The sequence below is a fragment of the Sphingomonas sp. genome (assembly GCF_013812825.1).
In the GTDB taxonomy this organism is placed as follows: Bacteria; Pseudomonadota; Alphaproteobacteria; order Sphingomonadales; family Sphingomonadaceae; genus Sphingomicrobium.
On record NZ_JACCSU010000076.1, the window covers coordinates 41,121 to 61,966 of the forward strand.

Here is a 20,846-nt window from a genome sequence, read left to right on the forward strand (position 1 = left end):
CTCGCTTCGGCAGCGCTTGCAGGCTTGCATTTGCCGTTAACTCGGCGGATATTCAGTCGTCAGCGTTGCCGAATCCACCTGACCAGCAGCTACCGCAATTGTGAGCGGCAACGGTTCTGCGTGGGATTCAGATGGCACTCAAAGCTGATCAGTTAGGCCGCCCCGATGTTCTCGTCCGCCGGTGCGCGAATCTCGCCCTGGTTACCGCGGCGCTCCTTTTCGGCACTGCCCTTTTGGCCCAAAGAGTCGGAACCCAGACCGCTCCCACTTACGAGCAGTTCATTCGCGGTGAGCTCAAAAACGTGGCCCCGGGACCTGCCGCGCCCAAGATAACGTTCACTGCTAAAGGCGCTCAAGTAGCTCCGGTCATTGCGCCGTTTCGCTGGCCGATGGAGCAGCTCCCAGACAACGATCCGCGGGTGAAGGAATACAGGGAGCAGCTGCGTAAGCACATCGAGGCCCAACAAGTGCTTCAAGGGCTAGATCAGACCTATCGCCAGAAGCTTGCAAGCGGCGAACGGCTGGAGCTGTTTTCCGGTTCAGGGCGGCTGCCTCGACTGGCATATATTGCCGAGCGGGCGGCGGCATGGAACAGCGAGATATTCTGGGCTCCGGCGTCCAAAGAGAGCGACGTGAACCTCCGCTACGCTGACGAAGTACGGTCAGTTTTCGGGCTGATCCCGCAGTTCGACGTATCGCGACTGGGAAGCTTTGGGCTCGATAATGGCTACACCGCTCAGGTCGCCGCCCTCTTCGTCGAGGTGGATGGCAACCGGGTCGAACTTAAGGCCAATCCAGGCGCACCGGGCAATGCACTTCAGTTTGAACACCGCGACAGCGCGGGGTCAGTGGCCAAATGGACAACCACTGTTCCGCAATGTGACAAGCCGTCACTTGCGGGAGGTGTGACTCCCTGCGGGACCGCTTCCCGAGTTGGCAGGTATGTACGCGGAAATATTGAATGGCTTCTTCTCGCCCGCAAAACAATGCCGCGTCCTGGAGCATTAGCCGCAGACCGTTACTGGCTTCAGGATAATCCGGAATATGCACTGCTCGGGTACATCGGATTCAACCGACAGACGGGTGAGGTCGCTTTCTTCGACGGTGCTCCAAGCCAGTCCTTTACGTGGAGCGGTCCGACGGTCGCGCCCGGAGGACGCGGGTATCAGGACGCCGCCGGCCGCGCAGTAGCGGCTCGAACTTACGATCCGACCTTCGCTGTGGATTGTGCCGCCTGCCACGACAACAAAGAGCCTAGAATTATCACCCCGTATATCAAACAGGCGCGGGTGGGCTATCGAAGTCAGGCTGCGCAGACCGCGTTCAGCCTCGGCGATCTTTTTCCAGAAGGCCTGAGGGGGCTCAGGGCCCCGTACCGAGTCGTTGGAACAGGCTATAACACCGCGCATCGAGCAACGATTGATCGCGGTCGTATGGTCTCTGACCCAAGCGGTAACTGCACAGCTTGCCACGGGCTCACTAATCTGAACACGGCAAGGTTCGCTTCGGATTCAGTTGGTCGGTTGGGCAGCATTCCTGGAGATGCTGCACCGGAAAATGCTTTCCGCACGCCGTGGGCTTTGCGCGCGGGTGACGGCAAGATTCATCCGTGGATGCTGCCCCCGCCAAATGGAAACGATCTGTCAGGCGAACCTCCGGGAACCGAGCTGGGAACTTCAGACTGGTCGGTGCTTCAGGCGCTCATGATGCAACCTCCCACAGATGCGCCACGCATTTACACCTCGGCGCCTGCGCCGGAGTCTGCGCTGCTCGACTCCACACGAATTGGGGATGCGTTCGCTCCCGACAATTTTGCTTTGTCGTCAACCGTCAATCGTGACGGAGCTGGTCAGTTGATGGATCGAGAGGTCCATCTATCCTGGACCTACTTGAACGGTCTCGGGGCCGTGCCTGAACGCGATGACGTCCGGTTCAATGTTGCTGTTCAGGAAGTCACCGTCGCTGCAGGTGCTCAGCCTCCCCCTCCGACGGATTATCCTTCTCTCGACGAAGTGAAAGGGATCGGTGCAAGCGAGCTTGCCCCGGGAATCTTTACGGACGGGCGGAACGTTATCTTCAGGGACCTGTCATTTGCAGGCCACAGGCGCTGGACGGACCCGCCACCAACTACAGTGCCGCGCCAATACAGACTCGTTTTTCCGGCTGCGTCGGGCAAGCGGTACCTCATACGAGTGTCGGCAAAACGGTACACGTTCGATGGTGCCGTCGAAGCATTCAGCGACAAGGATCACGTCTTCTTTATCGACGTTCAATGAAGGAGGGAACTCATGCGGCAAGCTTTCGCACTGCTGTTGACTGTTTCTGTTTGCGCTGCCTCCGTGAGCCCCGGCGTTGCCGCGGGTCCTGATGTGATCGTTGGTTTTGTCGATGATGCGCGTGAGGACAGCCGCTTGGGAACGACTCAGGTTGGGATCACAGCCTCCACGAATGCGTGCAACATCGGCGACCAGCCGGTGAACTGGATGCGGCTGCCGGACAAGCGCCATCCGGCGATCACCCTCAATTTATACCGGCTGCAGGATGGTCGAATGGAACAGATGGCTGCATCGTGGGTGAAGCATGGGTTCTACGCAACCAACCAGGATGATTGCTCCGGTCTGCGCGAAGTTCCTATGCCGTGCCAGCCGGGATCGGGTGGCAATCGCCTTCGCCCCGGGTGCTCCGATCTGTATACCGAGGACCTAAATGCGAACCCGGCGAACCTGGGACCCCGCAGCCGCATAGACAATCCAGCGAGCGGGGATTTCGACGGCAACAGGGCACAGGATCTGACCGGCTATCCATCCAGCATTCCGGCGGAGAGAATTCTTCTCGTTGAAGAAAGCGCGCTTGCGGCGCCGACAGCTCGATTTTTTGTCGAAGCTCATTACGTCGCGGCCGATGATGCGGTAGCCGGCAACAGCCGAAACAATGTGACCTATCGAGAGGTAAAACCAGTTCTGAGAAACGGAAGCTGGGTGCTCCGTAACGCAAGCGAGGAGGTCCGATTGCAGCCTGCTGCCCACGCCTGGCGTGAAGCCGGTGCACAGCTGACTGAAATTGAAGGACTTGAATCGGGTATTCGCACGTTCGCACTGGTCGGCTCAAAGGCGACTCGCCTGGCGGATGGACGTTATCGTTACGACTACCTCGTCTACAACATGAACAGTGACCTGGCGTTCAACGGATTCTCGGTTCCGGTGAGCGGGGTAGATATGAGTTCCGTCTGGTTCAAATCGATGGCCCCAAAAGGTGAGATCTGGTCGACTTCTCCCTGGACAGGAAGAGCAGACGGAGGTCGTCTCGTCTGGAGCACTGCTGCTTATGAAGCCGATCCAAAGGCCAACGCCATACGTTGGGGAACGAGCTTCAACTTCTCTTTCGTTTCTTCCGCGGCTCCCGGCACCGCCAACGCGGTGCTGACCCGATTCAGGCGCCCTGCGGATCCGACTGCGCAGACAGTGTCAGCGAGCGTCATTGCTCCCGGGAACTGACCATGCCCAGGGTCGGACGGTAGTCTTGTGACCTGTGTGAAAGAGAGCGTGTTAGGCCGTGCTCTGCTTCTCGTGTGCACTGCGGTCTTTCATTCGGTTCAGTCTTCCGCACAGGTCTCAATCGAAGTTCGCAGAACTGCCGACGGAGCAGACGACTACGTCTGCTGGGCGCCGGTCGAAGCGCGCGTAAGGCTAGCAAGCGCTGGCAATGCAAACGCGAGCGTTCAGGTCTCAGTTGAAGCCGGGGGGACTCCCGACGGCGGCCTAGTTGCCTTTCAGACCGCGCAAGATCGTCCGCTAGCGGCGACACATAACCCGGCCGCAAGCATTGCTGTTACGATAACCAGCGCTTGGACGAACTTTTGGGTTTCAGGTCAGCGAGCGTCCAAGGGCGCCAAGGATGTTCAGATTTTGGTCCGAGACCAATCCGGCGCTACGCTCGCAACGCTGCCAGTCATGGTCCGTGTGAGAAAGAATGCCGATCGGTTGACGGACTTTGAAATCAGTCTTTTCATGGCTGCTCTCGCGAAGCTCAAGGACCAGGATGGGCCAAGTCCATCATATAGCAGTTATTGGCGACTGCATGGCGCGGCTGCCAGATTGGGTATCCACAAATCGCCGCTTTTCCTGCCGTGGCATCGAGCCTTTCTCCTCGACCTTGAACGGCGGCTGCAGGAGATCGACCCCCGTGTGACAGTACCCTATTGGCGATATGATCTCCCTTCGAGCAAGATCTTCACTTCAGAATTCATGGGTGTCACCGAGGTTGGAGGTGAATTTTCGCCGGGCGGCCAAATGGGCAGCTGGGCGGACGACGAACTTGGCCGGCTTCTGCGGGATCCGGGTGAGCGACCAGCCGACGGGATCAATGTCGGTCTTTCAGCGGACGCGCTGGACGAGCGCTATCTGTTTTTCCAGCCTCAACTCGAGAACCGGTTTCACAATCCCGTTCACCGTTCGGTCGGGGGTTGGCTCGCCGGTCCGTCTGCACCTGCGGACCCGCTCTTCTTTCTGATCCACGGCAATGTTGATCGTCTCTGGGCCCACTGGCAGTGGAAACACGCCCACTTCGATCCACAGAACGAGTTGTCCTATTCCGCGCAAGGCACTCATCCTGGATCGGGGCCAGATGCAGGCTATTATCCGCGCGGCGTTTATGTGCGAGACACGATGTGGCCTTGGTACGCGGGGCCGGGGGACGGCCACTGGCCGGCAGCAGGCCACTCGATGAAGTCTGGGTTGAGCGGCACGATTGTCCAGCCGACAACTCCTGAGTCCCAGCTCGATTATATGGGCTCGCACGGTGGCACTGACCTTGGTTACTGCTACGACGATATGGGCTATACTGGCCTCCCACTTGCCCGGAGTTAGAATGGCGCTTCGTAAAGTGATCATGATTGCAGGTTTGACGGTCGCTCCCGTGTCTGCCCCGTCTCAGAATGTTGGCGATTCGAGAGTGGCCGCATTCCAGGCGGCCCAAGCCGCTGAGGTGGCGGCGCTGCGGACTGCGGCTGCTGATCCGACGAGGGATCCGGGATCACGGGTCGCAGATTTGAAGAAACTTGCCCTCATCAACGAACAGGAAGCGTTGAGCGTGGCAGCGCGGCTCATTAGTGACTCTGATGACGCAGTGGCCGTTCACGCGGTCGAAGTTCTGTTTACTTCGGTTGCCCTGCTTGGGCATCATTCCCACGGCGCAAGCTCAAGCCCCTGGGCGGCGGCGGTCGACGCTCAACGTCGACTGGTTGAAACTGCTCTGCAAGCAGCTGCGTCCGATACCCGTCCATTGGTCGCTAAGCCTGCACTGAAAGGTCTCGCAAGCCTGTCTCACGCAAGCATCCTTACTCGAATTCCACAGGCAATCCGTTCTGACCTCATCACCGAGCCTGAAGCTGCGAACGCTTGCGGACTGGCGCAGCCAGATCTCGCGCGTGCCTGTCTAATTGACTTGTTGGAGAGTCCGACGCCTGCGGCAAAAAAAGCAGCAGTCACTGCCCTTGCGGCCAGAGCAGCGGACCGAGCAATGATCCGAAATAAAGTGTTGTTTAACAACAAAGCCAGTGTCGTCCTCAGAATTGCGGCGGCGGACTCGTTGGCCCGATACGATCGAAGCTTCGCGACCTACGGCTCACTGTTGACGGCTGATCCCGCCACACCACCGGGGTTGTTCGCAACTGTCCTTCGGGCCCAGGCGTCGCACATGGAATTGAGTGGTGGGCTCGACGCGGCTCAGCGGTCACAGCTGCTTCGTGTGATTGACAACAAGATCAACGACGTGAGGCAGCATACGCCAAGGCAAAACATCGGTGCAGTAATTGAGCCCCTGGTTGATCTCCGAGGAGAGTTAACAACGAGGTAGAATCGCGAGTGGAAGGCGTGCGCGCGTCAGAGTCCGTCTGATGACTGAGGACTGTCAACACTCCTTCAAATGCGGTAAGACGTTGCCAGCTCGGAAAAGCAAAAAGGAGGTCCTATCATGAAGATCATGCGCCTTTCTCCTTTGCTCCTGGCCGGGTGCTGCGCTGCGATGGCTTGTCAGCAAGAGTCGGGATCTGCCGACAATGAAGTCGCTACAGACGCGAGTTCAAATTCGAGCCAGGAATCGGCAGGTGGATCAAACACCAGTAATGCCGCCGGGGTGCCACTTGCTGCGGGCGTGCCAACAGGGGGTGTTTGCGGTGGGATAGCGGGCGCACAATGCTCCTCCGCGAATGACTATTGCAAGACAGAAGCCGGCCAGTGTGGCGTGGCTGACGCACAGGGCACGTGTACGACGCCGCCCGAGGTTTGTACCCAGGAATACGTCCCGGTTTGCGGGTGCGACGGGAAAACCTACGGGAATGCCTGCCAAGCGTCGGCTGCCGGTGTAAATGTGCAAACCGCCGGACAATGTAAGAAGCCGGACGGCTGAGAAATAAGGATGCAAGGTAGCTTGGCGACAGCGAAGCGGTCAGTGATTGTCGCGCCCATCGTCAAGCACGTGAGTTGGTCCCGGTTCAACTAATTGCTTGATCGCTCGATTCAGAGCTGGAGTCTTTCTTCCCGCGCGAAACGCGCCGGGAAAAGCGCGCCGCCTTCGCGCTTTCGGCAGTGGGAATACTTCCATTACAATAGGTTTGAGCACCGACCCCAGCTAGCCCTCAAAGGAGGAATTTGTCCTCCAGGAGCGCAGTGCTGGAACAGCCGCTTGAGTCGCTTCGGGCAGTAAATGACTGATTTGGCCGAGTCGTGGATTGGCGGGAAAGTTGTGGCCGGTTCCGCAGGCACTCATTTAGACGGACATTCTTCATTTCTGAGCTCAGAGCCTTGGCTGGTGTACCAGCGCGATTGGTCACCCATTTCCTGAAGCTCGAAATAGCAGACCTGTGCCGAGCCGTCGGACTGATCGATGAGCACGGCCCAGTTCCGATCGGAGCAATTATGCGCTTCGCACCCATGGGATATAATCAGAGTGCCACGCGCTGCGATAGGCGTCTGCGGGCCCGTGTTTCCGAAGATCCAGCGCCGGATCTTGACATCGGGAAGGACCGCCTCAACCGGCCCACGCACTTGCCGGTGTTCTAGGAAGCGCACGCCGTTTACTGGCTCCGGAGGATATTTTCCGACATAGGCTGACAGATCGACATCGTCGGCGCCGTTGGCCTTTGGAACAGCGACGCTGTCCTGGTTTTGGGCTGCCGCGTTGCCGGGCGAATTTATCTCCATTTGATTGTCCGTTGACCGCGGGCTCGAGTCGCACGAGGCGGTCGCCAGCAAAGCACAGCAGATCATTCCCTTTTTCATCTCATCCCCTCTCTGCCCGTCGGTTCTATCTTGAGTTAGGAAGGCGGCGCGGGCAATTAGTTGGCTGCAGCAAGAGCCTCATCATCAATGAAACTGATCGAACCGCCAGCGACGCGGCGAGGCACCGTAGACGTTGGGAATAGTCCGAAACAAAGCCTCGCGCCTTTCAGGGACAACGGGCGGCAGGTTCCCTTGGTACCATTCCACCAGATAATCATTCTGGCCCTCTTCGAGCTGGATCGAGGTGATAATACGCGTGTGCCCGGTGGAGCCGCCGCCATGATTCTGAGTCATGATTAGGTCCCCCGCGCGCGCGTGCTCCAGCGTTATGGCCCTGCTGTTTTCGATGACGTTGATCGCCCCCATTTCAGACCTGATACGCCGACTGTATCTCTGCCAGTCATCAGTTGCAGGGTCGAACGCCAGCCACCGTTTCGGACGTTCCTCATAGTCGAACAATCGCACGGGCAAGGCATTCTGTCCGGCAAAGGTCGCGAGACCGGCCAAAGCGAGATCTGCGCAGTCGATCGGCTGACTGTAGTTGCGCACATAATTGTGCATGAACGCCGCGTAGGAAGATTGCTGCTTCGACGACCAGGCCATGCCTTCCTCCTCTCTCGCGTTATATCCATACCATAATTCGACAGTCGGAGCTCTCACAAAGCCTCACTGCAACACGCGTCCCGCCGCCGCAAATTCCGGGCTCGCGGCTCTTTAGTCGAAGCAACGCGAAGCCTTCGAACAGGGAATGGAGGTATGGGCTTAACTGTCGCCTTCCTCGATCTCCTCAAGGTCAAATTTCACACCCTTATGAAAACCGAGATAAGTGGATCCATGGCCGTTCGGCACGGCGAACAGTCTCAGCCAGCTCCGATCCTCGTTTGGGTAAAGAGATGTGTAAGCGATCGCCCCCACCTGTAAAACGCAATCCTCGCCATTCCATTGGTAGACCGGAGCGCTGGCATCGGGACGCTCATGTCCGAAGGACTCACTTGTGGCAGTGCATCGATATGATTGTAGCGTTTCTTCCATGTGCCGCCTCGCAAATAACAGATGATTGGCATTGCTTCGGACGAGTGACTCCGGAGTGAAGTCGATTTCCACAGCTTGGAGGTCATGACTCCCTTGCTAGTCGAAAAGGATGGGAACGTTCACATCTCCCGCTTTGGTGCGGACAAGGATGGCGGAATCAGGCTCTCCTTCTTCATCAATCCCAATGTAGAAACCATGATGATCTTGTGATGCAGACAATCGGATCACGAAGGAGCTCGTCTGAAGAGTTTGACCCCGACTGAGTACCAGGATCGTGAATACTCCACCGTCGTCCTCGACCGCGCACTCAGCGGTCGTTTTTCCCTGCTCCCAGCTGCACAACGAAAAGCTGCTGTAGGGAGTATCACTCTCCGCGACATCGACGCGCATCCTGACGGTGAAGTCATCGGGATCCGAGCTGGGAGGCGCTGGCTCGAAGTAGGTTGGATCGAGTAAGACTTTCTCGACTCGGGGCTCGTTATTAGGTTGAGCGAATGTCATAGGAATGTCGTAGCTGCTAAGCGCGACCGGTTCCCCTTCGCGCTCAAAGGACACTTGATGCAGCACAGACGAGAAAAGTGCTGTAGCGGTAATCCGCGATGGCTCCGCGTTTTCCATGAGCCTTTCTCCTCATCACCTACTTAGCCTAATGTATACGCCAGCAATGAGAGCGAACAAGAAGCTAGGTTGGCTATAGCCTAACTCCCACTTCGCCTCCTGGTTGTTAGACGGGGCAGAACGAGACGGTCGGCTAACGGTCACTGGGGAAGGGCGCAGTTTGGCGCTAATCCGCGGGGGGATGCGGCCAAACGAAGCATCGCACTGGGCATTGGCTTCAGAACTTACCCCCGAAGAACAGTGCGAAGGACCAGCCTTGACTCACCCCGGGCAGCAAAGGATGTTACTCGGGCCGAGTCGAAAATTTGACGGATGTGCCGGGAGGTCGGTCTGCTAAGATTCTGCGACCGGCTCGAGCGAGTTTTGTGGTGAAGCGTTCAACCGCAATGTGACGCGCGCATGAAAGCGTCACTGTTGTTCTTGTGGTGATGTGTGATGCTCGGAACGTGAACCGATGTTCGCGGGAGGCGTGCTTATGCTTGGGAAAAACCCAAGCCTGAGTATCCCGAATGGGGACGTCGAAACCGGGAGAGACACATGCTTGGCTGTGTTTGGAATTGCCTGCGTCGCATCCCCTGGTGGGTGTGGCTTATCCTGGCCGCCGCAGCCCTATTGTTTGCGATAATAGCGTATTTCAGCGGGGGCATAGCCGCCCTGACGTTGCCGCTGTGGATAGAAGCCGCGCTGATAGGCTTTGGCAGTACCTTTGGGGCAACTTTGTTGCTCTGCCTCACGCAGTGCACGGGCCGTCGGTGAGCCCGATGTCGTCTGTTGGACGGCGGTTCCCTGTTGGATGGCGGTTCCAATGAATCGATCTGGGTGGAATTTGGCCGGCGCGGCGCTTCCTCCGTGGAATGGGTTTGCCCGTGAACCACTCATCCAAGTTTCGATGCCTGGCACTTCGGCTGCAGGCGCGGCCGCAGCCAATCGCGCCTCATGAGCGGCATCGAGCAGCTGGCGGCGCTGCTGCCCTCCCCCGGCGAGGCGCGCAAAGTCATATCCACCTACGCGCGTGCGCGCGCGTCCGACACCACGCCCTGGCAGTACACGCTGGTGCCTTTCAGCGCTGGCACGGCGACGCCCGCTCCGGTGTACTTCGAAGCGCCCAGCGGCAGCAGTGTCTCCGGCCAGCACACCGTCAGCGCGGACGTCTCGCTGGACGGCAGCTGGCTCGTGGTCAAGCTCACCTTAAAACTCGATGCCACAGCCGTCGCGTCGTATGAAAAGCCTCGTGTAGAAGTCGTCCTGTGCCCGGAGCGGTCGGTGCTGCCGGACGCAGCCGCCGAACGGTTGTCGGTGATAGTTCTCTCGCTCGGCCTCGCCGCGAACGGCAGCGCCCTCGATCCGCCCGCTGAGTTCACCGTGACTGCCAAAATCCCGACGTCTCCGGATGGCAGGCTTTCGCCCGCTCAGGCCATGATTGACAATCCCGGCGGCGCACCGGCGGTGGTCTGGATCGCCGACGGCCCTGTCACTTCGCGTAAGGCGTACCTCGGCACGACTGCCGGACTCGACAAGCTGGACGCGACGCTCCTCAACAGCCTCACCTCACTGCTGGGGGTTAATCTCATCACACTCACGAACAAGCTTGCGCGGCTGGAAGTCGACGGCGTTCTGACCGTCGACACTGACGCGCCGGTGACCGGAACTCGCGTCGCCATCACGTTTCCGGCTCCGGACGTGAAGCTTGCAGCGCAGGTGACGACTCCTTGGGTGCCGAGCGCCCGCCCCGCCGTTCGGGTGACCGGTGGCTCCGGGTCCAGCCGCCGCTGGCGCTATTCCGTGGCTGCCCGGCGTAACGACGGAACGCTGTCGCCGCCCGGGGCCGCTTCGGCGGTAGTGACAGCGGACACCGGAGCATCCGTGTCGGTGGAGTCGCCGCCCAGCCCGGGCTTCTCGCATTTCACGGAATGGGTGTTGTACCGCGCACGACTGGCGCCGGGCGGCTGGACCACGCCTGAGGCCGTTGTCGATATGGCTGCCGGCGTCACGATTTCAGACGTGCTGCCTGATCCCAACACGGCGGTGCCGGGCGAGCCGGGCGATCCGGGCTTTCTGCAGATCACGTGGGGTGACAAGGCGCAGCTCGCCCCGCCCTCGCCTGCGGGCATGAAGCTGCTGGCCCGCACCGACTCCTACGACGAGGTGCTGCCGGGGCAGCGAATGCAGACGCTCGAGGCGACGGTTGCGGAGCTGCCGCCCAACGGTCTGGCCAAGCTGCGTCCGACGCGTGGCAACCTCGAGGGAATGCACTTCCGCTGGGACGCGGGCGCCACCGCGGTTGAGGTGAAGACCTCCACACAGCTCTCGTCGGCTGGCATGACGATCTTTGGCGGCCTGCCCGAGCAGGCGACGTTCGCGCTCCACCCGACCACCGGGCTCGCGGCACTTGCGCCACCGCTTAGCGACAGTGCCCCATTCAGCCGCGTCTTCGCCGGCTGGCGCGCGAGCGCAATGGCGAGCCTGCACGCAAGAGTTGTGGCAGTTCCGGAGATCGGCCCCACCAGCGCAATGGCCGTCGTCCTCGAGGGCCTGCCCACGGATCTCGCGCTCGAACTCGTCCTGCCGCGCGACCGGATACCGGGCGAGTCGGCGGCTATTCACGATGCTCGCAAATACGCCCCGATCCGGGCGGTGGTCGGCAAATGGCAGGGCGCGCCTGTCGCGGGCGAAAGTCCCACGGTGGCGCTCGAAGTCGAGCCGACCGCGACGGACACCATCGGGCGGCTGCTTGTGCGGTTTGGTCCCCCGGAAAAGACCAATCTGCCGGTCGCCGGTCCGGGACCCGAACTGACAGTCGACATCGGGCTCCCGCCCGCCGGTCAGACGGCGTTCGCCGCCGTCGACGTGGCCGGGCTGCGGCGGCTCGACCTGCGGCGGGCCCCTGGATACGTTGAGCGTTTCGCTGCGCGCCTGGAGATGGCGCAGCCCTGCGCCGCGCGCATTCGCCTGACGATCCCCGATGAAAGCGGGGATCGCACGAGCATCAACACCCGCGTCGGGCGTCTGGCCGCCACGACCGAGCTCGACATCTCGATGCTGACCGTCGAGCCGGGCCAGCTTGCGGACGCGTCCGATCCGCAGCAGCGACCCGGCGAGCTGCACGTCGAGGTGCCGGCGGTGGAAGGGGCAACCGGTCCACTCCTCGAGCAGGTACGGGTCTTCATCGACACAGTGACCGCATCGTCCGCAATGGTGATGGAGATTGATGCGCTTCGCCCGGGCGCGCGTATTGACCTGCTGCCCGTGCCGAGCGTCGTCGATGTGGCTGGAAACGACCGCTACGCTTGGAAGAGCCCGCCTACGGGACCTGGCGTCGGCGCGCGCATCGCCGCCACCTTGCCTGGCGGCGCGCTTCTTCGCCTTGCGGCACAGGAAGGCGCGCGTGGCAGCGCCTCCGACACCCGCAGGAAGCCCCTCGACGTCGTCGCAGGCGTGCCCGAGACAGTAACGCTGCGCTTCGGCGGCGATCTGGGAACTCTCGGCCAGGGCACCGACGCAACCCGAATCGTCGACGCGGAGGCTTCGTTCAGCGACGACTGGGCCGGCCGGCCGGTCTTCTGGCGCGGAGGGCGGGGGAGCGTTGTGACCGGCGGCTCGGCGACGGAACTGGCGATTACCGTCGAAAGTGGGACGCCGCCCGACCCGACGCCGCCGCCGCTGCTCGCCTGGTACCGTATCGGCGATCGGGCGCGCGGCGAGGCGGGGGCCCGGCTGGTGGCCGACGGCCCCGTGCGAGCGAGGGTGGCGATCGTTGCCGACGATCGAGCCGAGCACCGCACGCGGCTGCGTGCTCCGACCGCCGGGCCGAAGGTCCGTCTCGAGCAGCTCGACGACCTGGACCCGGCCGTCGCGGTCGACGACCGTGGCAAGGTAGCCGCGATCGCCGCGCGTATCGCTGTGAATTCGTTCGCAATGTCTGGCTGGGGCATCCCCGACGCCGAGGCGCGCACCCGCCTTCCGCTCACGCGAGTGCTTGGTTCGATGCGCATGCCCGAGCGCGCCGACGTTCTCGAGGAGATCCCGGAACTGCACGGGTGGTCCCGCCTCGACATCGGACTCGACCCGAACCGCCCGAACCGCAGCATCTCCGTCATCGCCCGCTCGCGCCGGACCACGACTGACCGCGGGCGCGACACGAGCAACCTCAGGCTCTCGGGAACGCCCGACCACATCATCGCGCTGCTGGGCCCGGGTGTGGTGGAGCTCGAGTCGACGGGCGAGTTCCTGCCGGCGCCACCGTCCGCGGACCATGCGATTGGCGAGATGATCGCCGAGCCCTCTGTCTGGTTCCGGGTCGCTGAAGTAGTCGAGGCGGCCTATACTCGCGCGCAGCTAAGACAGATCCCGCCACGCCTGGTGCTCGTCAGCGGCTGGCGCAACCCGGAGCTGGTCAACGAGCTGGAATCCAGCGATCTTGCGAACCCGATCCGGTACGGACCGATTGATGCGAAGCGCTGGAAACTGGACGCGACGCGAATCCTGGCCTCCGGAACACTTCGCCTCGGCCGGATGAGCTCCGTCAGGTGGGACAGCGCCATGGACGTTGACGCCGGCGACGTCGGTTCCACGGACCTGGGAGTGATCTGGGGTCGCGATGTTCTGTACTCGCTCAGCGACATCTGGCACCTGACGCTGACGCCGCACGGCTCCGAGCCGGTGGAGGCGATTCTGCATTCCATGGGCGAGGCCTTCGAGGGAGGCGGAAGCAACTTCCAGGCCACGGTCAGCGGCGGAGAGCTGACGACCCGCATCTTCAAGGTCAAGCTGGGCGATCGGAAGATGGCGGCTCGCCGCCGCGCGCGACTGGAAGTCGGCGGGTGGCCGACCGAGCTCGCGGTCGAGATTCAGATAAGCCCCGTGGAGGGCTCCTTCGCTGTCGGCCCCCAGGTCGGCATTGACTGGGATCCTTTCCGGTATCTGCAGGACGACGAGACCAGCGACGACAGCTGGTGGTGGATGGCGGCTTATGAAACGCCGTTCGGCTCGGCGCAGTTTGGAAGCCACGGTTTCACCGGCATGTACGACGCCCCCTGGGATCCGTATTGGTCATGAAACGCCTCGTTCTTCATCATCGCTATTCAACCGGGCTGCCGTGGGACGTCTCGGGCTTTGGCAACCATGGCATCGCCAGGCTTGTTCAGCCGAACTCGGGCGCGCTGCGCTTCAAACATGCCGGTTCCCGCATCGACGTCCCACCGTCGGGGACCCTGTACGAACTCGGCGCATTTCGAGCGAGCGTCACGTTCCGGCTCGACCCGCACGCCCAGACTCGCCGCAACAACCTGATCGAGGGGCATCTGACGTTCGCACTGTTCGCAGCGCCGGGCGGCAAGTTGCAGACGACGATCCTCGATCAGAATGGTGACTGGCGTGGCGCTTCCGCGAGCGGGCTGCCGCTCTTTGACGGACAGTGGCACCGAGCCGACTGCGGGCATGATGGCGTCAGCACGAGCTGGGTCGCCCTGGATGGCAAGGTGGTCCACGTGCGTCAGGACGTCCCGGGGCCGGGGCGCCCGCTGGGCCCAAACGGCGTGAGTATCGGCCACTGGCCCGAGCCGAGCGATGGTGGCTACACGCTCGACGGTGATGTCTCCCACGTGTGGCTGTGGCACCACCGACCTGACCCCCCGGACCGCGACTGCTGCACGAATTTTCAGAAGGTCGCGACGGTTGAGCGGGCGCTCCGCGAGCGCGGCTTTGACCGCCGGAAGCTCGCGGATTTCCGGCAGGCCATTCAAAAGATCACGGCGAAGGTGCATGGGCAATTGTCGCCGTCCGCTGCCGCCGCTGCGCCTGCGCTGGGAGCTCAGCTCCATTCGGCCCTCGCGGGGCGTCGCTGGACCGAGCTCGGGCATCTGGCTGCGAAGGCCCGTCAGCTGGTCAAGGATGGCGCCGGTTCCGCGGTACAGCAGGATGCCGCGCACGCGCTGCGCGAGCTGGTGGCGCCGTTGCTGAGTGATCGGCGAATACTCAACTCACTCGACGCGACGCTGTGTCAGCCGGAAACCGCAGACGAGGAGGAACGTCCGCCACGTGGCGGCGACCCGCTGACCGAATCGGTGGACGAGGACAATCCGCAGCCGGGCTACCCGCCGGCAGACAGGCCGCCCGACGACGAGGGCAAGCCGCGGCAGCCACGCAAGCGAGGGCCCCGTAAACGCGACGAACCGAAAGGGAAGGAGCAGTCGTGACCGAAGTCACTGCCAAAGACCTGCGCGCGCTTGGTTTCGGTGCCCTCCCGCACATTCGCTTCGACAGGCGCGAGCGTTATTTCCCCATCCGTGCCGAGTCATGGCTTACGCACGCGAGCAGCGCTCCCTGGGCCGGACGGGAGCACCCGGGTGACGTCGCCGCCCTGACGCCTGACCCGCACCACCGGGGCACCGCTCTGTGCACGGCTGACGCCGACGTTACCAATGTCAGGCAGTTGGCGGGTGCGCCCAATCCTGACGACGCGCCGCTGCGGCCGGAGAGCGACGGAGGCGCTGACGCAATTGGCAATCCGGATTACCGCGGGACGGCGGAGCCGGATGCCGAGCTGTTCCTTGACTTCGCCGGCTGGGCCAACCCAGCGGCGCCACAGGATGGCGGAGACCTCGACTACCTTTACCGGGCGTTTTCCGAGCTCGCGTCAGCTATGAACCACGAGCAGCCGTGGGAGCTGCTCGCCACCGATGCAAACCGTCCGCGCTTTGGACAACACCAGCCCCCCTCGCCGGCCGTTTACTGTGAGATCGACTGGGCCGGGGCACACGCCCGCGTGGCCACTGCCGCAGGCCTGAGTGATTTTGCTGGAGCTACAGCGACCCGGCTCGACGGCTATCTTCAGGTTACTTACAACTTTCTGTTTGCAGCTCGGGAACCGCTGGCCGCGCAGGGCTCGCGGCCGATTGAGGGGCAATGGGCGGCGATCAGCCTCTTCTATGCGGCTGCGGTTGAGGGCAGGGAGCTGGATGAGACCCATCGGCCGCGCCGCATCGACGTGCGTGACCTCGGGCAGCCGGCGTGGTTGGTCCTGAGCTCGGAACCCGGGGATCAACGTCCAACCAGCACCGTGTGGCGCGTCGGGGAGCAGACCTCGTTCGAGGGCGGGCGCGTAGGGGTCTGGACCACGGCCGGAACCCACCGCTTCCTGCCTGCCGCTGACCCGAGCGAGGCCTCACCGGCTGAGGGCGAACCATGGCCGCCTCTTGAGTACGAGCCTGGCAGCGACATCGAGGGCCTTGGTCTCGTGGTCCTTTTCGGGTCGGCGCTGGGGGTGGTCTGGGATGAATGGCCGTGGTGGGCATGGATACTCGGGCTGCCCCTGATAATCGCGCTGGTCGCCGGGCTTCTGGTCGGCCTGATCATCGCTCTCCTGATGGCACTTATCAGCCTCCTGACCGAGATCTGGGACGATGACATGGACCAGAGCGACATCCCACATCCCCCGGACCCGCCGGTGAGCACCGGCCCGGAAGCCGGCAACCCGGCGGCCGGCACGCCTGTCGGGGAGACCGATCCGGCTGCCGGCGGAGGCTCGGCGCCCGGCGCGTGGCCTACCAACGCGGGTTCAGCTCAGGGATGGGACGTTCCGTACTTTGACGTGCGTGTCGTTTCGCGCCTCAGCGCAATTGATCAGGGCGAGAAGGACCTGCAGCCCCCGGCCTGGTGGCACTACAGCGGACGCTGGGGAATCAAGGTGCCGCAGCGGGCGGACCGCAAATGGGAGTCGGGTACCCGTCGCACAGACCACCTCGGACGCTCGTGGGCGTACTGGCAGGCGAATGACCTGCTCACGCGCCTGGTCCAGGAGGCGCCGACTCCCGATGCTCCGTGATGTTCGGCCCAGCCGTTGCCCATGCCCTGCCGGCGATCACCGCCGCTCAGTGCGGGACGGCTGGAATCTGATCATGCGCCAGTCGCGAATCAACCCAGGACTGCACGGCAGAATGGCGACCAACTCTGATTTCGGCGCCTGTGGCGAATGGAAAGGGGAGATGCAGAATGGCGAGTGAAGTCACACAGATCAGCAGGGACGGCAACTGGAAGGTCGAAGTTGAGGCCTGGCGAAACAACTTTCTTTTTTACTCAAGCATCGGTGCGCAGTTTTCGATTTATCGAAAGGGCGGCTCAAGCATCTGGGGCGGAACCAGCTGGGATTCCGGCCGAGCCCGCCGCGTCACCATGCGCAATTCCTACAATGGCGGGCTCGCCTTCCAGGACGGGCAGTGGAACGACGCCCACGACGGCGAGCTGAAGCACTGGGCGGTCGGGATCGCGATTAAGATCCCGTCGGGCGACATCACGCCAGGAGGACCGTGGCTGACGCTGACGAGCGTTGAGAGCATCGTCGAGATATTCCTCGCAAACGGCGAAGCGATGAACATCCGGGTCAATGCTGGCAATTTCATTACCGACAGCAGCATCTGGTAATCGATTCTAGGTGTGCCGAGGCTGAGAGCGGGTTTGGCGAACAGCGAAATTCGTCAGGTCGCTGCGCGCCTGCTTTGCCACCTCCCCGAGCCAGATGAGCGGCGGACGGCCGGAGCGCTGATGTGTACGGCCAACGAACTCGGCTGCCGGTTCGGCCTGCCGAGCGCTGTCGAACGACTGCCGGGCTGGAAGGAGCCGTCGCGGGCGCATGATGTTGGGCGATGGGGAGCACGGCTGGCGAGCCTCGCCTCAAACCTGCGGGCGCCTGTTGCTCACACGATCCTGCTGGAGGCAGCGGCGTTCAATCTCGCCGTCGCCCTGTTCGATACTGTCGTGGATGACATGCCCGAATTACTGCCGCCACTGGCTGCCGCTCTCCACCCGGCGGTGCTCGCACAATGCATCGACGACGCAAACCCTCGGGCGATCGAGCGAACGCCCGTCCCGGACGACCTTGAAATCGTCGTGTGCCTCTTCGGGTACGTGCTTGCCAGCGCCGGCCGCCGTTATCGCCGGCATCCCGCGACCAGAGCGGAGCTGTTGGGTCTGCTGCGCCGAATGTACGAAAGCGAACTGGGTGGCTCTCCGGATCATTCTGCGGCGAAGATACTGCCTGTTGTCTGGATTAGCCGTCTCGCCGGTGCCCATCATGGCTCGGGGACTTCCGGGATGTTCCAGAAGCTCGCGCAGTTCATCGCCCGCTGGGACGACGCTCAGGACCTCCGCGAAGATTGGCTGCGCTGCCGGTACAACGCGTACCTCACTAACTCTGATGGCCGCTGGTCGCCACTGCGTGGCGTGCTGGTGGGAACTTCGCGCGTCGTCTTCGCCCAGCGTTCATTGACCAGCATTTCGGACGACCTGGAGCGAAGTCTGATCGAGGTGCTCACTACAGCCGAAGCCTGCGGTCGTCGTCGCGCTGCGGCTTCCTTTCTTGCGGATCTGATAGGCAGAGCGGCTTGATCCAGCCGGCACGTCTTGCAGGTCTTGCGCTGGCGTCACTTTCGGACCGTGCAGACGAGGCCTGGCTGCTCGGCCGGGACTGGGTCCGCCGCCGCGGCGCCCGGGAGCGGGAAGAGCGCAGCGTCCACGCGGCTGTTCGCCGCGCCCTCGCCTTCATGCGCCGCCGGCAGCGAAGCGATGGTCAGTTCCGCGGATTTCTGCTGCTCCCCGGTGCGTCCACCGACTGGATCACGTCTCATGTTGCGTTCGTGCTCGAAGATGTCCCCGAAGCGCAGGACATTTGTCGGGCAGCGGCCGTCTATCTATCGCGAGTCCTCCAGAAGCGCGGTGCCTGCGGCTACAATGCGCGTGTTGGACAAGACTGCGACAGTACCGCACAGGCGTTGCTGGCGGTCCATCGTTTCGGACTGCCGTATCCGCCTGGCGCCCTCGACTGGCTGCTCGCCGCGCAGCGGCCCGAAGGCGGCTTTCCCACTTATCCTATGTACTCAGATGGTCCTGTCTGCGACGGCTGGCACGCTGCACATCCCGATGTCACGGCCGTCGTGATTCTGGCGCTGCGCCGCCTCAACGCGCCGGCCGATCGGATCGGGCGCGCCGAACGTTGGCTGGGTGCACAGGCAGTCGGGGGGCTGCTGCCGGCCTACTGGTGGCGAGACCCGGGCTATGGTCTGTGGGTACAGACTCGCGCTGGCATAGACGCTGCGCATGCATCCAGCGCCGCCGCTCGGCTCCTCGGCGATTCCCGAACGCAGCCATTGCTGGCCATGCTGACGATCGCCGCCGCGGACGAAGGACATAGGGGGATGGCCGCGGCGATCCCTGCGCTTCTGGACAACCAGGATCATGATGGCTCCTGGCCATGCTCACCGTGTCTCAGGGTCACCAATCGACGTTGCCACACTGCATCGGCAGCCAATCCGGGACGTGTCTATTCCGACAGGCGGCGAGTCTTCGCCACGGCCTATGCACTGGCCGCGCTGGCGCAGATCCAGTGCGGCGGGCGACAGGTCCGTGTCCGTGGTCCCTCAGGTGCGAAATAGGCGTTGCAGAGGCGTTGGCAGCCCGCAGATATTGTTGATTGTTCAGTTAGGCCGAACAGCCCATCCGACTTGTGACCGAAGGGTGCGGGTTCGGAAGATACGCGAGCGTAGCGCTGCTGGCGCTAGCGTCGGCCAGCCTCAGCTTCGTCTATTTCCCCAAGCAGTCCTGCGAACGAGGTAGTGTCCTCTACAGGATAAGCGTTCCTGAGGTTGCGCCCAAGGAGCTCAAGGTCGTCGCAGTCCAGTCGGCGCGGCGAAGGAATTGCGCTCGTGATCACGTCCGAGCGGTCACACCATGATGTTCTGGTGTCATCTTTGCCGCGCGGCACTGTTCGCTCACCTGAGACCGCCGCCGTGCCTTGCGGACTGCTCGGCCTGCCACCGCGCCTCCGAAGCCGGAGCAACCGCTGAACCGCTCTGGCAGGCCTCAGAAGCGATCGCAGTTTCATTGCTGGGCACATTCATTGTCGTTGAGATAGTCGATGACCCGCTGGGCCGTCGCGGTTCTGAGTTCGCGCCCGTCGCGCAGTTGAGAAATGAGGTTGGGATCGCCCACTGCCTCGCGGCCGAAGCGGGTGGGGGTCATGCGCCGCAGGCGCAGATGGCGTTCGATTCGCAAAAGCAGCATCAGAAACGACTCCAAGTCGGGTGTTCGCTTTCTGTTCCCACTCAAATTCCTACTTGTCTAGGATTTTTGATCGTGGCATAGGAATTTGCATGGACCTGACCGGACCCAGGGCTGAGCTCGCCCGTCTGATTGCCGAGCGGCGCGAAGACTATGCCGGCCTGTCGCGGCTGATCGGCCGCAATGCCGCCTACATCCAGCAGTTCATCAAGCGCGGTGTGCCCCGCAGGCTGGCCGAGGAAGACCGGCGGAAGCTCGCGCGCTATTTTGGAGTCGACGAGTCGCTGCTGGGAGGCCCGGTCCGGCCTCCGGCGCCCTCCGAAGAACTGATCGCAATCCCGCGGTTCGATATACGCGCCTCCGCGGGCCCTGGCGCCTTCGCCGACGGCGAAACTCCCACCGCGCACCTCGGATTCGATCCGAGGTTCCTGAAGCAGCTGTGCAGCGCCAGCCCATCGGATCTGTCGATCATCCGGGTGCGCGGCGACTCGATGTTTCCGACGCTGGCCGACGGCGACGACATCATGGTTGACCGCTCGTCGGCCGGCACCCGGATCAGCGACGGCATCTATGTGCTTCGCCAGGACGAGACTCTGATGGTCAAGCGGATCGCCGTCCATCCGACCAGCCGGCGCCTCACCATCTCCAGCGACAATTCTTCGTATCCTGCCTGGCGGGACTGCGAGCCCGATAGCATCGAAGTGATCGGCCGCGTCGTCTGGGCGGGCCGCAAAATCAGCTGAGGCTGTAGGAATTTTCCAACAAAATGCACAGCCGTCTCATTTTGTCGGAGATCGGCTGATTATGAGCGTGTAGTTCCTGTTTCGTTCCGGCGACCTGTCCGGAGGGAGCGTTCCCCCTTGGGCTCCC

16 protein-coding genes are annotated in these 20,846 nt (G+C 62.5%); 12 read left to right on the plus strand and 4 right to left on the minus strand.

Annotation, left to right across the window (positions count from 1 at the left end; translation table 11 throughout):
* Positions 1-131: 131 nt before the first annotated feature.
* From H0T81_RS10525 to H0T81_RS12785, 5 genes are all read left to right on the plus strand, one after another.
* Complete coding sequence (locus H0T81_RS10525; protein ID WP_294012782.1) at positions 132-2,276, plus strand: hypothetical protein; 2,145 nt, start codon at positions 132-134, stop codon at positions 2,274-2,276.
* Between the two features lie 12 nt (positions 2,277-2,288).
* Complete coding sequence (locus H0T81_RS10530; RefSeq protein WP_294012785.1) at positions 2,289-3,494, plus strand: hypothetical protein; 1,206 nt, start codon at positions 2,289-2,291, stop codon at positions 3,492-3,494.
* Positions 3,495-3,959: 465 nt separating this feature from the next.
* Positions 3,960-4,865 carry a tyrosinase family protein gene (locus H0T81_RS10535; RefSeq protein ID WP_294012788.1) on the plus strand — a complete coding sequence of 302 codons (906 nt, stop codon included), beginning with the start codon at positions 3,960-3,962 and terminating at the stop codon, positions 4,863-4,865.
* A 1-nt stretch (position 4,866) separates the two neighbouring features.
* The gene (locus H0T81_RS10540) at positions 4,867-5,853 is read left to right on the plus strand and encodes a hypothetical protein (RefSeq protein WP_294012791.1); all 987 of its coding nucleotides are present in this window, start codon (positions 4,867-4,869) and stop codon (positions 5,851-5,853) included.
* A 168-nt stretch (positions 5,854-6,021) separates the two neighbouring features.
* Positions 6,022-6,405, plus strand: coding sequence for a Kazal-type serine protease inhibitor family protein (locus tag H0T81_RS12785; protein ID WP_366474262.1), 384 nt, complete (start codon positions 6,022-6,024; stop codon positions 6,403-6,405).
* A gap of 356 nt (positions 6,406-6,761) precedes the next feature.
* On the opposite strand, the gene H0T81_RS10545 is transcribed toward H0T81_RS12785, so the two are convergent.
* The 3 genes from H0T81_RS10545 to H0T81_RS10555 form a co-directional block, all read right to left on the minus strand.
* Complete coding sequence (locus H0T81_RS10545) at positions 6,762-7,277, minus strand: hypothetical protein (RefSeq protein WP_294012794.1); 516 nt, start codon at positions 7,275-7,277, stop codon at positions 6,762-6,764.
* A gap of 84 nt (positions 7,278-7,361) precedes the next feature.
* Complete coding sequence (locus H0T81_RS10550; protein WP_294012797.1) at positions 7,362-7,880, minus strand: hypothetical protein; 519 nt, start codon at positions 7,878-7,880, stop codon at positions 7,362-7,364.
* A gap of 525 nt (positions 7,881-8,405) precedes the next feature.
* Entirely contained in the window at positions 8,406-8,927 is a 522-nt protein-coding gene (locus H0T81_RS10555; protein ID WP_294012800.1) for a hypothetical protein, read from the minus strand.
* Positions 8,928-9,863: 936 nt separating this feature from the next.
* On the opposite strand from H0T81_RS10555, the gene H0T81_RS10560 reads away from it, so the two are divergent.
* From H0T81_RS10560 to H0T81_RS10585, 6 genes are all read left to right on the plus strand, one after another.
* The gene (locus H0T81_RS10560; RefSeq protein WP_294012803.1) at positions 9,864-13,982 is read left to right on the plus strand and encodes a hypothetical protein; all 4,119 of its coding nucleotides are present in this window, start codon (positions 9,864-9,866) and stop codon (positions 13,980-13,982) included.
* Entirely contained in the window at positions 13,979-15,121 is a 1,143-nt protein-coding gene (locus tag H0T81_RS10565) for a hypothetical protein (protein WP_294012806.1), read from the plus strand. Before H0T81_RS10560 ends, H0T81_RS10565 begins: the two co-directional genes overlap by 4 nt.
* Positions 15,118-16,749, plus strand: coding sequence for a hypothetical protein (locus tag H0T81_RS10570; protein ID WP_294012809.1), 1,632 nt, complete (start codon positions 15,118-15,120; stop codon positions 16,747-16,749). Before H0T81_RS10565 ends, H0T81_RS10570 begins: the two co-directional genes overlap by 4 nt.
* Positions 16,750-16,916: 167 nt before the next feature.
* The gene (locus H0T81_RS10575) at positions 16,917-17,345 is read left to right on the plus strand and encodes a hypothetical protein (protein WP_294012812.1); all 429 of its coding nucleotides are present in this window, start codon (positions 16,917-16,919) and stop codon (positions 17,343-17,345) included.
* Positions 17,346-17,378: 33 nt separating this feature from the next.
* Positions 17,379-18,308, plus strand: a complete 930-nt coding sequence (locus H0T81_RS10580) for a hypothetical protein (RefSeq protein ID WP_294012814.1) — start codon at positions 17,379-17,381, stop codon at positions 18,306-18,308.
* On the plus strand, positions 18,305-19,351 hold the full coding sequence (locus H0T81_RS10585) for a prenyltransferase/squalene oxidase repeat-containing protein (RefSeq protein WP_294012816.1): 1,047 nt from the start codon (positions 18,305-18,307) through the stop codon (positions 19,349-19,351). The genes H0T81_RS10580 and H0T81_RS10585 overlap by 4 nt, the downstream gene beginning before the upstream one ends.
* Before the next feature lie 445 nt (positions 19,352-19,796).
* On the opposite strand, the gene H0T81_RS10590 is transcribed toward H0T81_RS10585, so the two are convergent.
* Positions 19,797-19,979, minus strand: coding sequence for a hypothetical protein (locus H0T81_RS10590; protein ID WP_294012819.1), 183 nt, complete (start codon positions 19,977-19,979; stop codon positions 19,797-19,799).
* 95 nt (positions 19,980-20,074) lie between these two features.
* Between H0T81_RS10590 and H0T81_RS10595 the strand changes: the two genes are divergently transcribed.
* Entirely contained in the window at positions 20,075-20,719 is a 645-nt protein-coding gene (locus tag H0T81_RS10595; RefSeq protein WP_294012862.1) for a S24 family peptidase, read from the plus strand.
* The last annotated feature ends 127 nt before the right edge of the window (positions 20,720-20,846 follow it).